Origin of the sequence: Dictyobacter alpinus, assembly GCF_003967575.1 — a bacterium.
Taxonomy (GTDB): domain Bacteria; phylum Chloroflexota; class Ktedonobacteria; order Ktedonobacterales; family Ktedonobacteraceae; genus Dictyobacter; species Dictyobacter alpinus.
In genome coordinates, this window is sequence record NZ_BIFT01000001.1 from 3,807,645 (window position 1) to 3,822,672 (window position 15,028).

Genomic DNA, 15,028 nt, shown 5'->3' on the forward strand with positions numbered 1-15,028 from the left:
ATTGAATATGTAGATGTATGTCAATTATATGGAGGAATTTCTTGCACGATAAGTTAATACGAGGTATTGTCCGTATTCTTGATCGCGAGAGGAAAACGGCTGGAACCGGCTTTCTAATCTCGGAGTCCGGCTTGATTGCAACGTGTTCTCACGTTATTCAGCGGGACATATTACAAGAACAGGGAGAACCTCGTCCAGAGAAGGTAACCGTTATTTTCCATGCAACTGGCGATGAGCAAGACGCTCGTATTTTAGTACCATGGTGGCTTCCCTGGAATATGGGTGATGTGGCTATTCTACAACTCGAAGGGACGCTTCCCCTGGGTGTACAACCATTACCATTAGGACCTGCTGAAGGGACGAGTGGGCACACTATTTCAGTATTTGGGTTTCCTGATATTGGTGACCGAGAGGGTTTGGGGGGAAGTGGCAGAGTTGTCAGAGTATCAAAAGAAACTGGAAGGCCCATTCTCCAGCTACAGTCAGGCGAAATTACCATTGGTTTTAGTGGAGCCCCGGTTTGGGATATTTTGGGGCGACGTGTAATAGGGATGGTTTCTGATATCACTAAACCAGATCAGTATCATCGACTTCAAACGACCGCTTTTGCCGTGTCTACAGAAACTCTGCGTGATGTGTGTCCAGTGCTCCATATATCCGATGTGTGTCCTTATCTCGGTCTGGCAGCGTTTAGTGAAGCTGATACTGAATTTTTCTTTGGTCGCCAAAAGTTTGTTGATAGCATCCTAAGCCGATTGCGCCATGAGCCAGGCTTTCTCATTATTTTGGGGCCCTCTGGTAGCGGAAAGTCATCTGTTGTGCAAGCAGGGGTTGTCCCACAATTGAAGAGCGGAAAGATACCAGGGAGTGACCAGTGGGGAGTTCTTGTGACCCGTCCCACCAATAGTCCTTTTGATGAGCTAGCGAACCAGGGTTTCTCAGATGGTGGAGATGATCTCATCCAAGGTGCACGAGCATGGCAACGTCAGCATCCTGAGCAGGAAAGGTTACTGCTCATCGTTGATCAATTTGAAGAACTATTCGTGAACTGTGCTGATCCTCTCCGCAAACAATTTATTGAGCAAATAATATCTCTTGTACAATCCCCTGTATCCATTTCTGTCATGCTCATCATGCGAGATGACTTTTACAGTCGTATCACACCGTATGAAACATTAATGGTATTGTTGGAACAACATAGAGGCCCTCTTCATGTTCCACAAACCATCAAGCAAGATGAGTTGACCGCTATGGTGCAAAAACCTGCAGAGGCAGTAGGGCTCCTATTTGAGGAGGGCCTGGTTGAGATTATTGTGAGAGATACGCTAGAAGCTTCTCTGGAAGATGAAGACAGAGGGCAGGTTGGACGAAGCGCTGTACTTCCCCTTCTGGAGTTTGCACTGTATGAACTCTGGAAAAGACGCCGAAAAGGGATGCTCCTTTTCGAGGAATACCGTAAAATAGGTGCGGTAGCAGGCGCTTTGACACGCTGGGCCGAGCAAACCTTTCGTGAACTGAAGAGTGAAGAAGAACGGCAACTTGCTCGTCGCATCTTTACTGGTCTTATGTATGTAGGAGAGAAAGAGCAAGGCGTGCTTGATAGCCGACGTCGGCGACCGATACTCTCATTCTATCAACGTGGACATGAGCAAGAACATGTCCAGCAAGTCATACAGCATCTCGTAGAAAAACGCCTGCTGACAACAGATCGCGATCTACAAAGCAACCAGGAAACGGTAGAGATCATCCACGATATATTGCCACGGAAATGGGGAAAGCTAAAGACATGGCTAGAAAACGATCGCCAATTTCTTCTATGGCATCAGGAACTTGAGAAACGTGTCCGTGCATGGACGAATTCCCATGATACCAATACGTTGCTCAGAGGGCGTGATCTCGCAGAGGCTAACGAGCAGTTGAAAGATCATGAATGTGACTTGAATCAGGAGGAGAGAGCATTTCTTCGCGCGAGCGTTCGTCATCATGCCCTCTCCCGTTGGTATGCTATCTCAGCTATTCTTGTGGTTGTACTGATTTTTGGGACATCTGCGGGACTGTTTCTCCAATTACAAAGAGAGTCTAATATCAACCAGGTGACGACACTAGACAATGATGGTGTAGGATCACTGCGACAAGATATTGCAAGGGCGCATACAGGTGATGTCATCACGTTTGCACAAGATATCAGTGGAATAATACGCTTGACAACAGGTGATCTCACTATTACCAAGAACCTGACTATTCGAGGACCCAGCACACGAAACATCACGATTGCAGGCTATGGAGTTGATATAAATCCTCAGGCCACCGTCACGCTATCGAACCTCGTGTTTGATGCGGCACCTATCAAAGCGCATGGCACAGGAAATATGAAGACCACAGGAATAGTGACGCTTACTGATTGTATCGTTACCCACAAACACCAATTTGCTGATGAGAATAGCGACGCAGCAATTAGCGTTACTTCAGGACACATGATCATACGACACAGTGCTGTATCTGGTAATGATCGTATCGGTATCTCAAGTGTAGGTGGCATAGTAGAACTGATGAATAGTGCTGTAAGTGATAATATATTTCATATGGTCTATTGTTTGGAAAATGGAGGAGGAGGTATTCATGTCGAGCGTGGTGGTACATTAGAAATTAACCATAGTGATGTTTCTGGCAACAATGTTATCAATAGTGATGGTGTATCCGCAAACTGTCTTACCAATAGATCATTAACTGGCTTCGATGCTGTCGCCACTGTCGGAGGTGGAGGCATCTATTTTGACAATCTTACTGCTTCTGATCCAGGCAAGCTTACCATTTCTAACAGTACCATTTCTAACAATACTATAAAGGGAGGGGATGGAGGCGCTATTTTTATCGCGAGCTGGATTGATCCAAGCACGTTTGTCACTATTACCAACAATACCATAACTCAAAATAAGGCACACAATATCCCCGCTCTGCCATTGTCCCCCCTGGGAGGTCATAGTGGTGATATCGCTTTTGAGTATCCAGTCTTAAGCCAATTACACTTAGGTCGCACAAATTCCTTCCACGATAATTCCTCTGATTGTGATTCACCACAACTGTATGGCTGCCGAACTCCATCGTCTGAGTACGGACAGAATGGGTAATCAAAGATTGTTTGTGGTACACTTAACCCTCTTTTCTCTGGCTTGTGGAACGCAGCAACTGGGGACGCAAATCGGGCCAGGAAATGATCCTGGCTATTCGCATGACACGGCATGGATGGGAGGAGGCGCTTTCGCAGGCTGTGTTGACCGCGTATGATTCATCGGTTTACCGTAGTTATGACGAGTGGGCCACGCAGTTTGAGCAGGCACGTGTCCATGTGCAATGGGATCCTGAACGGTCTCTCAGAGGCAAGAGCCTTCCTATCAATAGTATTCAAGTGGGTCTGAGTCGCTCTATTATTGAGCAGTATGTTCATGAATGGATCGTGGAGATTCGAGATGCAACTCCCCTGGTGAGAAAGATCTCTACCCTCTTGCAAGAGGGCAAGGAAGTGAAAGCGAAGGCCTTGTTGCCTGGCGAACGTGTGTATCCATGCAAGCGACACATCGGTATGCCAGGGTATGGCTGCCACTGACGTGCGGCCTCTCATCGCTGACACCCACAGATTGCGCAATGAGTAGCTCTTCACCTTACTCGTTGCGCAATTGGTTGGGAACACGATCCTACTTCACTTCTTCAGCAAGCATTTCATTGTCAGCTTTGTCGTAGTATGTCACCATCATGCGGTTGGTATCAAACGTCCATTTTGCTATGCCGCTCTCGGCTAGACCCTTTGACATTTCCAGGTAGTTTGTTTTCCCCTGGAGATGTCGGTCAAGATGTTCCATGAATTTCTCTCGATTGCTCGTGGTGGCAACGGTGAGTATCTCATGCGCTGGGGGAGAGACGACTTTTTGACCATCTTTCCCCAAGAATTCAGAATGCCCATCAGTTATGAATGAACTAAATGTATCTACTCCAATTGCATTCAGCGCCTGTAAGTAGATCTGAAGCGTTTCCGCGTTGCCAAGGCGATCGTGGAGTTCATTCATTTGTGCTAGAGTAAACATAATGGATAGTATAAGCCGCCGCACTATGGATGCGCAATAGAAGCATTGTGGAGCCAGACGCCGAAAAGCTTCTACCTGTTCTTGATGATGAGATGTCTCAACATCGTTCGGTTGAGAGATATTTTCAGATACTGGTCATTTATTTGACTGGTTCAGCTATCTCTAAAATCTGGAAAACATCCAGCTCCTCTATCATTTGCAGCCGTTAATTTTGACAGCAACGGTACATCAATCAGGGTAGATGTTGTTTGATTTTTGTGTTGTTTGATAGACTTTGGTCGCGATTTTGAGCTCAAAATAGATGCTGGTAGACGGTTTTATTGAGGTATTGTCAATGATGTTAAGTACCCATTTGCGACTACTCTTTTTGAGTCAAGCGAATATGCTCAAGCAAGTGCCGATTTGTACAAAATATTGAAGATGCTGGATGCGCTGCGTCTTGGGGATGTTCCACGCGTGTAGTACTATCCCAGCAAGCGTTGTGCGGTGTTGAAAAATGGCTGACCATGCTCGCGTGAACCATAGGCGCAAATATATAAACCAGTGGATACGCGCTCGATAAAGCCCCATTCCCAGATAGCGGCTTCCTCGAGGCCAGATTCCCTGGCAAGGAGCTTGCAATATTGGTGGGCTAAAGGAAGAGGATCGGCTGCTGCAAGCAACTCCTCATTCCAGTCACGCATGACTACCCCAAGGTCATATTCTGGCTCGCAGAGGAAGCTTTCTGGATCAACAAAGACATAGCCCGCTTCAGTTCCAGCACGTGGGGTAAGTACCTGAAGGGCGTTCGCTGGATGGGGGTCTCCATGGACGACGACACATCGTTCGCGGTCAAAAGCATCTATGCGCCGGGACGCGAACTCCAGGGCCTGAGCGATAATTTCCTCAGAGCATGGCCGTTCAAGTTTGACCCATAGTTCGCTTATGAGCTGAGCCAATGTCTGCGCTTTGTACTCCTGGGCATTCATCGTCTGATCCACACCAGATGGCACAAGCCATGCTTGTTGAAGGAGCTTGCACAGCAATCGTATGGCCTGCTCAGGTTCCAATTTCCTCTCTTGCATGGATAGTCCGAGCGGCTCTAGAAGCAAGGCACGTCGCTCGTAGTCAAACTGGAACACGCGAACATAGCCGTGGCCATTTGTCCGGATAATCGTGTCTATCTCTTGCTGAAAGCCGTCTGGTCTCGGCATCGCTATCTTTATGATAGCATTGCCGCTTGCAGTTTTTACGGGTGCGACGTATGCCGAAGATCCTCCGGAAAGCGGTTGGCCAATACTCAGCTCCCATTCGTGTTCAAGTTCGACAATAAGATCAGGCAGGTCTTTCAGCCACTGTCTTGTCTGGGCGCTTGATTGTTCGGCCCGCAGTCGAACTCGCTCAGGTATAACCATACTACGTCTATGATCAGCTTTATCCATAATGATAGTTTATCATATGGATTGTATGTTGCCTGAGTTTATGCAGCTGGACCTTGGGCTTAAGCATTGATGCCAACTTTCAACTTTTTGAATTTTGAGATGAGTCCTCATTCTTCCAAAAACGTGATATAGATAAATGAGTATAAGTAGACTTCAAGGATGAAAAGAATGAAAGTTGGAAATAATTGGAAAAGAGTCGTATTTGTTGCCCCTATTCTAGGAATCCTCCTTTTTGGTGTGCAAACTGTGATTAATGTAGCGTTTGGATATTCAATACAGAGAGCACTTGGTAACTCTGCATTCATAACAGTGGGTGTTGTCATTGTCTGGATTCCAATGTTCCTTATCCTGAACTTTTTTAACAACAAGAAAAAAGAGAAAGCAAGCAAGTAGTGATGTATTTTGATCGATCCGGTTTACTTACGGGACCACTCTGGTTACATGCTTAGACGTATATTGAGAAAGTAGCATTCAAGGCTAATGGGCAGACACTTATGACGGGTACAATTAATTGTGCACGCTTTTGGAGGGTAGGAGCTTTAAGCAAGTAAATAGAATACTTCTGATGTTTTGTGTTTGGACGCTTTACGAAAATGAACTAGGTCTACCATAGATGGGCCAGTGGTAGACCTGTTCTACATATGCTCATCAACATCTGTTTTGCTATCATTTTTGTGCGAGAAGAGGAGCTCATAAAGTGGATATCAGGCCCTTTTAGCGCTAGCGGAATCCTGGATGGATATGTGGGTTATCTTCTATTCCCAAGTCCCTTGATATGCGTTTTTCACTGTTTGTTCCAGCATATCTTGAAGACGCAGATTCCATTCGTATCTGTCTTCCAATACTAAGTCTCCTTATCGTGTTCTCAATCAAAAGCGATGTATTGTAAAATATGCCTGCTTTCTCCTTGATAGCAAAGCAGGCATATTTTTTATTTGCTGAGTAATTGTGAGAGGTCGTACTGGCGATCAGTACGAATATAGGTATCTGGAATTGTGATGGTGTGGCCACCAAACGGCTGCAAGATATAGTCAATGATGGCAGACCAGTGCTGAAATTTCATCTCAACATCACCGATTGTCACAAAAGTATCTATCAGGTTGGCCAGTTCATGGTTCCAGTGCCGCAGGTCTTCGGCCAACTGAAGTTGTCCCGGCCACCATCTTCGTTGTAATTGATAATGGAACATGAGTAGGTTCTGTAGATAGGTATGCATGAAGAGGAGCGCTTGTGTTGGCTTGCTTTGTATCTGGTGTTTCACGATATCATGAAAGTACAGTGCTTTAGATTTGATGTGGTAGAGATCTTCGGGGGAGACTGTGTGACGTTGGAGGCGTCGAGCCTTCTCTTGCATCGCACGGATCGAACCCTTTTTATCAAAGATAATCAGGCTTCTTGTTATTGAGAGCTTCAAGTGGCGATCATGCTGCTCAATTTCATCGTATATTACACTTTTAAACTTTTCCAGTGATAAAAAAATAAGAGTAAGTGTGATATCCTCTATTCTCATGCGGTGTCTGTTACGAGATGAGTAAGATGGGTCGACAATGACGATGGCATACATACTGGATGGGTTTTCTCGAAAGCTGCTCTCACTCATGAGTGCAGCAAGGCATCGTTCATCACTTTCAAGCTGTTGGATGGCCTGATAGACAGGGCGAAAGCGTTCGGGAATCGTGAGCGCCGCCGTATATGTGAGCTCGCCTGGCGGTTCTTGTGCTTGCCATTCCGGGATTTTCGCCAGGATCGCTTCTACTTCTTCTGTCGTAAAATTGGCTCTATAAGCACAACAGAAGACCGCCTGGTGCCCATCAGGTAAATCGTGACCTACACAGCCAGCCAGGACATGACAATGGAAGCAGCAATTGTCTTGAATAATGGCTAATTCGCGGAGATGATGACACTGAATGATCATTGAGGATGCTCTTTGGGGATGCGCTAGAGCTGGCGCATTGTTACAAACAAACGTATCTATATTAGAGTATAAATGATTCTTCTGCCTTTTGCAACCTTTTTTCGTCATCGATAATTTTTCTCCGCCAATGCGTTATTATTATTGAGATAATTTGTGGAAGGATCCAATACAGATGATATCGAGGCATTTGCCGTATGAAGTCTATCAATTAGCAGCAACATATACACTGGGCGAGCCGATCAGGGTGTATCGCACGACGAAACGACCACGGTTGAAATCACTTGGGTGGGCAATAGCCGTTACTTATGTCATTGTTATTATTGTTGTATATACGCAGACTCCTTTTACTTTTACTGTTTCTAATATTCCTTTCTATGGTATTATTCTGTCAATTATGCTTTTAGCTGCTCTCATCTTTATTATTCCTGTTCTGCTGCTTCACAGGGCGACGGTTTATATTTGCTCGGCTGGTTTTATTTTCCATCATAAAAGCATGTATAAGATTGTACGTTGGGAAGACATTGAATGGGTTTCTTCGAACCAGGAACGCTGTATCGTCTACCTGACCAATAAAGAGCAAGTGATCTTGGGCCAATTGATTGACCACTTAGAAACACTCGCACAAGAAATCGAGCTCAAAGCCCGATTGATTAAGCGTCCAGAGGGGCGAGAAACCTTAGAGGTACAATTTGAACATCTGGTGAGTCACCAGACGGTCAGAGAGCAAGAGAAATATGATCATGTTCAGAAAAAGAAGAGGTTAATCGAGAATGAGACGCCAGAGGAAGCCCTCAGACTTCGAGAAGAGTATCGTTTGGGTGGAGTAGTGGCAACATACCATGGTGGTTTTAAGGGAATTTTGCGCAGGAAGGCTGTTGGCCTGCCAATTCACTATCTGCTCTTGCTTGCTTTTCCTTCCCTGTTTATTGAAGGATTTTTTCATTTTCGTTTTCTCCCTTCATTTCTGGCTTCAAATACGACAGCACTTTTTTGGGTCTTGTTTATTCTCTCTTTACTATTTATGCCACGCTTCTATGCACGCTTTCTACGGCTCCATCTCTATACAGATGGCTTTGTTTATATTGAGGGTGGTTCATTTGAAGTTGTACGCTGGGAGCAGATTGAGAAGATCATCTACCACAAGTCTATGCCAGCTTTTTTGCTTCCATTTTGCCATATCTACCTGACGAATGGCGATACGCTTGTGATCAGTGGGTATATTCATGAGCGAAGTGCAGTAAAGCAGGCATTCGATGAGCATGTAGTAAATAAGGTGCAGATTGGCTAGAAGAATGAGAATAGTATCAGGACGATGATATCTCAATTTGGCTCTCACCTTATTTATAAACATAATTGGTTGATACGTAAACTGATGGTTGTATGAATGGATGTGATAAAGGTACAATACACATATTGTAGTAAAGCAAGAAGTGAGTATATTTACTTTTATGGATGAAACCCAGGAAAACAAGGACGTCGAGCAGCCTCATATTTATATTCATGATTGTGCCTTTACCCAGGTTGCTCAGGGCAAGGATTATATTGTGTACCAGGCACGCGAACCGCGTGTGCTTGGAGAGATGAAGATTGACCTCTTTCTCGAGTATGTTTCTGATAAAGGATGGTGGGGAGTGATACGCTTGAATGGACGTTTTACCATTCAACTGAAGCTTTCCTCTGAAGCTCTTTTTCCCACTTCAGAGATTGCGTTTCTGGTAACCGAAGAATTTCTTGCCAGGGAACACCGTGTATATGAAGCGTTCAAAGAGATGAAAGAGCAGAAACAAGCTCGACAAATCTTCCATCATGCCCCACCCAGGCCAGCCGACGTGGATCCAGAGCGTTATTTTTCTCCTTCGGTGCTGGAAGTGAACAGGATCATTTTTACTCTGTATCATCTCACCAATACCGAGGCTGCTTATCGATCCTGGGAACGTAGGCGCGTGGCAGAGGCGACTATTAATCTGCGATTGGCACATGTTTATGGAAAAGGGTGGGAAGCCATTATATGTTTTTCGAAGACGCAGAGTGTGACATTTGAGCTAGCAGCCGATCAACTATTCCTCACCCCAGAGCATGCCCTGGAAACGCTGCTTGCATTCTGTGCTGAGGAAGAGAGCGTGCGTAGCCTTGTTCAACAACTTGGAAAGATTGACCCCCAGGATTCCATGGTCATCACGCGTGGTAGTGTGCCATCCGTGCCAGCCAGGCCTCCTTTACGGATTAATCATAGCGACTTTGTGTGGCAAAAGCAGATGGGTCAAGGGCAACTTTATCAGGCGAAACAGGCGACGCGAGTCAATTTTCATAAAGTCTATGTCCAACTGATAGAGACGTGGCAGAAAGGATGGCTAGCCGGGGTGCAATTCCGCGATATCTCAGGTATCTATTTTGAGAAAGAAGAAAACGTTGGATTTGCGACCCCCGAAGAAGCGTTTGCCGCGGCCCACCGCTTTATTGCGCTAAAAACAGAAGGCTGGCGCATGCTGTACCATGCGCACACTGCAAGGATCGCGCTGCAATGCCGGATTGGTCGATATGACCAGCTCATATCGATTAGCACCACGAGGGAAGTCTCTGACACGTGATGGTGGCGTGGCCCTCGACTCTACAGGATATTCTCAGTTAGTTTGACCTCTGTTGTCCCCAGCCTGCTCCCTCAGGTTATGAAGAGCAAGATCCGAGAAGTTTTTTCAGGCCAGAGTGCTACACTGTTTTTATGTACAAGAGGGAAACAGCAGTTGATCCACAAGAGAGGACACACCATGAGAACAGTCATTTCTAAAGATGGCACTCCCATTGCATTCGATCAGTCAGGGCAGGGACCCGCACTTATCCTGGTGGCTGGAGCACTTTGCTCCCGATTATCCTGGTCTGGTCCGGAACTCGCCAAACTTCTTGCGCCATATTTTACGGTCTATAACTATGACCGTCGAGGGCGAGGTGACAGCGGAGATATCAGGCCATATGCCGTCATGCGTGAAATTGAGGACATTGAGGTATTGATTGACGAGGCTGGCGGATCGGTGTACCTGTATGGTCATTCCTCGGGGGCCGCTCTTGCTCTTGAAGCAGCCGCAACGCTTGGTGAGAAGGTCAAGAAGCTTACCATGTATGAGGCTCCTTACAATGATGCGAGTGAGGCGAAGCTTGCATGGAGAGCATACATCCAACACCTGACAGTGCTGTTAGCAGCAGATCGTCGTGGCGATGCCGTGGCGCTGTTCATGGAGTTAGTTGGGACGCCAATTGATCAGATTGAAGCCATGCGTCATTCACCGGCCTGGCCCTCACTTGAGGCGATAGCGCCAACGCTTGCCTATGATCACACTGCCATTTTAGGCAATGATGGGGCGGTGCCTATCGAACGAGCCGCGCAGGTGCGTGTGCCAACGCTGGTCATGAACGGTGGCGCAAGCTATCCCTTTATGTATGAGACCGCGCAAACGCTCTCGAAAACGATCCCTCATGCGCAGTTGCGAACCCTGGAAGGGCAAGGCCACGGCCTCGCTAACGACATTCTCGCCCCCGTATTGAGAGCGTTCTTCCTTGGATGAGGCAGTCCCAATTGAGCACATTGCCTGTTATTGCCCGCTTCCATGCGAGCTCTTTCATTTTTTGCACCTCGATGATTGCCTTTTTTCAGCTCATGGCTGTAACAGGGTTCGTGTCCAGATGCTGCGGTCGTGAAGAGACCGTTCAGCCGCGTGACGGCCTGCGCTTGCAAGCATGGTAGGACATGGGAATAGGTATCCAGCGTCATCGTGCTTCCATCAGTATCTTCCTTTCTCCGACATATTCCTCCCGAAAAAGAACGCGTAGCAATACCCCTCGATGCCCTTCTCGCAAACGTACTTAACAGGCCATCGGACTTTGATTATATAATGTATTGCACATATTTTTATGCATCGAGATATCTAGAGCGTGTATCTAGCGCTGCATTGTTGGAAGGGAAATTGTTCTTGTCACATCATCACATTGAACATTTGGCTCAAGAGCTTTACTCCTTGAGATCAGAAAGACGCAGGAAAGCGGCAGAGGCGCTGCGCCAACTTGGAGAACCAGGAGAACAGGTCTCGCTCGAGTCGTTTATTTGCATGATGCAGCTTGATACGATACCTCTGCGGGTGGCCGCGGCAAACATTTTGCGTGAGTGGCGTGAATATGTCCCGCTCGAGCCATTGTTCCTGGCGATGCAGGATCCCAATAAGCGGGTTCGATCTGCCGCAAAATGGGCACTGGTAGATGTCGGAGCACATGCTCCGCAGGAGGCCCTGCATCCGCATCTCACCGATCCGGATGCAGAGGTGCGCGAGGCCGTCCTCTATGCGCTTGGGACGCGGGCTCCCGTTGCCATGGTGCTGGAGGCGTTAGATGTGCCAGAGCAAGGACTATGCGCGGCAGCAACCTATCTGATTGGTCTCCTGGGGGAGCACGTGCCTGTCGAGACACTCCTCACTATGCTGCAGAGTAGGAATGCTCATATTCGCGTCGCGGCAGCCAGATTACTTGGGAATGTGGAAGAGCAGCGCATCCCTCTTGAGCCGTTGATCGAGGCACTGCATGATCCAGAGCAAAGCGTGCGCCTGGAAGCCATCTGGGCACTTGCCAAATCGGGCGAACGGATGCCACAAACCGAGCTACGTGCATTGCTTGATGACACCGATCAATTAATTCAGCGTGAGGCAACGAAAGTGCTGGCCAGTGCTGGTGACCCGGAGGCTCTCTCGATCATTGTGGGCTGGCTGCATGCAGACCATGAATGGGCACGCGAGAACGCCCTGGTCTGGTTACGTACACCACTTGGTGCTGTGAGAAATGCGATTGTCCAGCGCCTTCCTATTGAAGAACTGCTGCACCTGCTCAAGGATGCGTGGTGGCCGGTAGGATATATGGCAGCAGGGATGATTGCGATGTTGGGCGAGAACGCGCCATTTACAGAACTGCATGCCTTGCTGTCTGACCCTTTGCCTCAAGCACGCCGAGCGGCGTTGTACGCACTGGCCTTTTTAGGCGATGACGTCCCTTTAAGTCGGTATATTCCCATCGAATCTGTATTGATCGCTCTGGATACTGAAGATATAGAGACGCGTCGCCAAGCAGCCAAGGTGCTTAGCTCTTTCGATATACCTGTCCCGGTAGAGAGGTTATTGCCCCACCTCGAAGGTGAGAATGTAGAGCTTGCAGGTCTCATCGCCAGACAAGGACGGCAGGAGGGGATAGATATCCTCGTTGCCAATCTTCGTACGAGCTTTCGTGTCGATTATGCCCTTGCAGTTCTCGGGGAATTAGGCGAACAAGCACCCTCAGAGCCTTTGCTGGCAGAACTCCATGCAAGCGATATATCGGTGCGCCAGGGTGTAGCCGCAACTCTCTATGAGACCCACCCTGAACTACTTCCACAACTCGTGCCCGAGCTCGTAGAAACGCTCTGTACCGGACAGGTGGGACCGCTACTGGAGCCATTGCAAGACATCCAGATCGCGCAGGCTCTGGCCGCGCTACGCAGTACCCACCCTAATCTGCTCTCGTGGTTTGATCAAGCCCTGGACAGTCCCTCTTGGGAAGTTCGCATGTGGGCGATCATTGGGTCGAGTCAGATGGCACCACATGGTCTTGAGCCAACCATTGAGAAGCTCCAGCGTTTGCTCGATGATCCAGAATCAGCAAGTGTGCGCGAAGCTGCACGCGGGGCGCTTGAAACTTTTGCGCGACGTACTGCTACGGATGAGCATCGGGAATAAGCTATAGTCAGCTTATTTTTGTCTCATAGGAGGCGATTGTGATTCTACTGACAAAGTGGTTGTACAAGCTGACGGAACACTGCAAGAAACTGGTTCTCTACAGGTACGAAGCTCTGAATTTCCTATAGTTCTATTGAACTTTACCCGTATCGTTGTAGATGCTTGACGAGCGTACTTTGACGAAGACCTTAACAAAGTCCCATCTTCGCATTATGGTCAAAAAGTCTTCTGTAATCTGCAACTAATTGGTTGCAAAATGTGATCATCTCTGTTACAATAAATCTGCAACTAAATGGTTGCACTAGAAAGGAGCTCCTTATGGAAGCAGTCGTGATCACACAGAGTATCGTCATTCAGGCAGAGCGTTCGCGAGTCTGGCGAGCAATTACGATGCCTGAGCATATTGCGAAGTGGTTTCAACCGATCCACTTTGAACGTTTTGCCATTGGGGAGGCCGTGACCTTTGATCGTGGGGCGAAAGGTTCGATCGCCATCATCGAGCCAGTGGATCGCTTTGGTTTTCACGGGCAAATTGCCCTTTCTCACCCGGCGCAGACGTTGGTGATTTTTACCCTGGAGACAGTGCCTGAAGGGACCCGTCTCACTGTCACGGAGCAAGGTTTTGAAGCGCTGCCCGAAGAAATGCGAGAGAGCTATTTCAAAGGGAATATCCAGGGATGGGAAAAAGTGCTGAGCAATCTTACTGCCTATATCCTGGCAGGTCATCATGATTGAGAACGAAGATCGCGTGTTTACCGCCCTCGCAGATGGGAATCGGCGGCGCTTGTTGACGACGCTGGCCCGAAGCAGTCCCAAGACGGCAACGCAGCTTGCACGCGAATTTCCTATCAGTCGCCAGGGAATTATGAAACATCTCGATCTGCTTGTCCAGGCAGGACTGGCGCAGGTGCAAACGTCAGGGCGCGAGAAACAGTATGTGTTCGATCCTACTTCTCTCCAGTCAGCCAGCGTGTGGATCGAAGCCATCAATCAGCAATGGAACGAGCGTTTGCAGCGCTTAAAGGACCTTATCGAAAACGACGAATTGTGAGGGGTTTCAGCTGCCTATGCTGGAAAGCGAAAACAGAGACCCCAACGCGAATATATTGAAAGGAATCCATCGATGAGCAACCTCCAACTTACACAGATGCCAGTTGCGGAAACGGCCACGCTTATTCGTCGTCCGGTCGCCGAAGTCTTCAGGGCATTTATTGACCCAGCAATCACCTCCAAATTCTGGTTTACCAGGGGCAGTGGCAATTTGGAACAAGGCCGTCGGGTCCAGTGGGATTGGGAGATGTATGATATCTCCATCCAGGTAACAGTGCTCGCCATTGAAGAGCAGAAGCGCATTCTCATTGAATGGCCTGGCTATGGCACCTCGAATCTGGTCGAGTGGATCTTTACCGCGCGGAAAGACAACACCACGTTTGTCCGTATCACCAACACTGGCTTCAGCGGAAATGATGAAGGTGTCAAACAGGCTATTGATGCAACCCAAGGCTTCACGTTCCTCCTTGCAGGACTCAAAGCGTTCCTTGAACACAACGTCATCTTACATCTAATTGCCGATGCCCACCCCAAGGAACCAGAAGTACCCTAATTCAGACAGCAAAAGAGGTGTAGCTGATGCATCAGCTACGCCTTCAGCTGCCTTTCTTTATCTCACTAACGAACCACGTGCTCACGCCGATCCTTGATCTTTTGTTGTGATCCTTTCTTCCCGTCTCCATCGTTCCCCAGAGCTTTCCAGTGCTTGACTGCACTGTCGCAAGAAGGTAATTCACCTGATATGCGTCTAGAACTTGCCAGAAACATCTCCATCTCACAAAGATATGAGTAAAAAGGCTGGACAACAAGCGTAAAAAG

At 47.8% G+C, this 15,028-nt stretch carries 12 protein-coding genes and 1 pseudogene; 10 read left to right on the forward strand and 3 right to left on the reverse strand.

Translation table 11 applies throughout. The annotated features are described in order from the left end of the window. Positions 1–41 precede the first annotated feature (41 nt). Together EL633_RS14990 and EL633_RS14995 are read left to right on the forward strand one after the other, a co-directional pair. Positions 42–3,128 (forward strand): nSTAND1 domain-containing NTPase, encoded by a 3,087-nt coding sequence (locus EL633_RS14990; RefSeq protein WP_161982162.1) that lies wholly within the window; start codon positions 42–44, stop codon positions 3,126–3,128. A 38-nt stretch (positions 3,129–3,166) separates the two neighbouring features. Then, positions 3,167–3,604 (forward strand): annotated as a pseudogene (locus EL633_RS14995) (DUF4291 family protein); the annotation flags it as partial. A gap of 88 nt (positions 3,605–3,692) precedes the next feature. On the opposite strand, the gene EL633_RS15000 reads toward EL633_RS14995, so the two are convergent. Both EL633_RS15000 and EL633_RS15005 read right to left on the reverse strand, forming a co-directional pair. Next, positions 3,693–4,079, reverse strand: coding sequence for a DUF1398 domain-containing protein (locus EL633_RS15000; protein WP_126627958.1), 387 nt, complete (start codon positions 4,077–4,079; stop codon positions 3,693–3,695). Between the two features lie 464 nt (positions 4,080–4,543). Further along, positions 4,544–5,500, reverse strand: coding sequence for an aminoglycoside phosphotransferase family protein (locus tag EL633_RS15005; RefSeq protein WP_246039140.1), 957 nt, complete (start codon positions 5,498–5,500; stop codon positions 4,544–4,546). A gap of 168 nt (positions 5,501–5,668) precedes the next feature. Here EL633_RS15005 and EL633_RS15010 point away from each other — a divergent pair, with 168 nt between their 5' ends. Next, positions 5,669–5,893: a hypothetical protein gene (locus EL633_RS15010; RefSeq protein WP_126627959.1), complete on the forward strand. Its 225-nt coding sequence runs from the start codon at positions 5,669–5,671 to the stop codon at positions 5,891–5,893. 538 nt (positions 5,894–6,431) lie between these two features. Here EL633_RS15010 and EL633_RS15015 read toward each other — a convergent pair. Next, entirely contained in the window at positions 6,432–7,415 is a 984-nt protein-coding gene (locus EL633_RS15015; protein ID WP_126627960.1) for a hypothetical protein, read from the reverse strand. Positions 7,416–7,587: 172 nt separating this feature from the next. On the opposite strand from EL633_RS15015, the gene EL633_RS15020 reads away from it, so the two are divergent. The 7 genes from EL633_RS15020 (at position 7,588) to EL633_RS15050 (ending at position 14,762) form a co-directional block, all read left to right on the forward strand. Continuing rightward, positions 7,588–8,703 (forward strand): DUF6585 family protein, encoded by a 1,116-nt coding sequence (locus EL633_RS15020; RefSeq protein WP_126627961.1) that lies wholly within the window; start codon positions 7,588–7,590, stop codon positions 8,701–8,703. Between the two features lie 160 nt (positions 8,704–8,863). Further along, positions 8,864–10,003, forward strand: coding sequence for a hypothetical protein (locus tag EL633_RS15025; RefSeq protein WP_126627962.1), 1,140 nt, complete (start codon positions 8,864–8,866; stop codon positions 10,001–10,003). A 177-nt stretch (positions 10,004–10,180) separates the two neighbouring features. Beyond that, positions 10,181–10,972 carry an alpha/beta fold hydrolase gene (locus tag EL633_RS15030; RefSeq protein ID WP_126627963.1) on the forward strand — a complete coding sequence of 264 codons (792 nt, stop codon included), beginning with the start codon at positions 10,181–10,183 and terminating at the stop codon, positions 10,970–10,972. A gap of 450 nt (positions 10,973–11,422) precedes the next feature. Further along, complete coding sequence (locus EL633_RS15035) at positions 11,423–13,159, forward strand: HEAT repeat domain-containing protein (RefSeq protein ID WP_161982163.1); 1,737 nt, start codon at positions 11,423–11,425, stop codon at positions 13,157–13,159. Between the two features lie 318 nt (positions 13,160–13,477). Continuing rightward, positions 13,478–13,894, forward strand: a complete 417-nt coding sequence (locus EL633_RS15040) for an SRPBCC domain-containing protein (protein ID WP_126627965.1) — start codon at positions 13,478–13,480, stop codon at positions 13,892–13,894. Next, positions 13,887–14,210 carry an ArsR/SmtB family transcription factor gene (locus tag EL633_RS15045; protein ID WP_126627966.1) on the forward strand — a complete coding sequence of 108 codons (324 nt, stop codon included), beginning with the start codon at positions 13,887–13,889 and terminating at the stop codon, positions 14,208–14,210. Before EL633_RS15040 ends, EL633_RS15045 begins: the two co-directional genes overlap by 8 nt. 72 nt (positions 14,211–14,282) lie before the next feature. Beyond that, complete coding sequence (locus EL633_RS15050) at positions 14,283–14,762, forward strand: SRPBCC family protein (protein WP_161982164.1); 480 nt, start codon at positions 14,283–14,285, stop codon at positions 14,760–14,762. Positions 14,763–15,028: the final 266 nt, after the last annotated feature.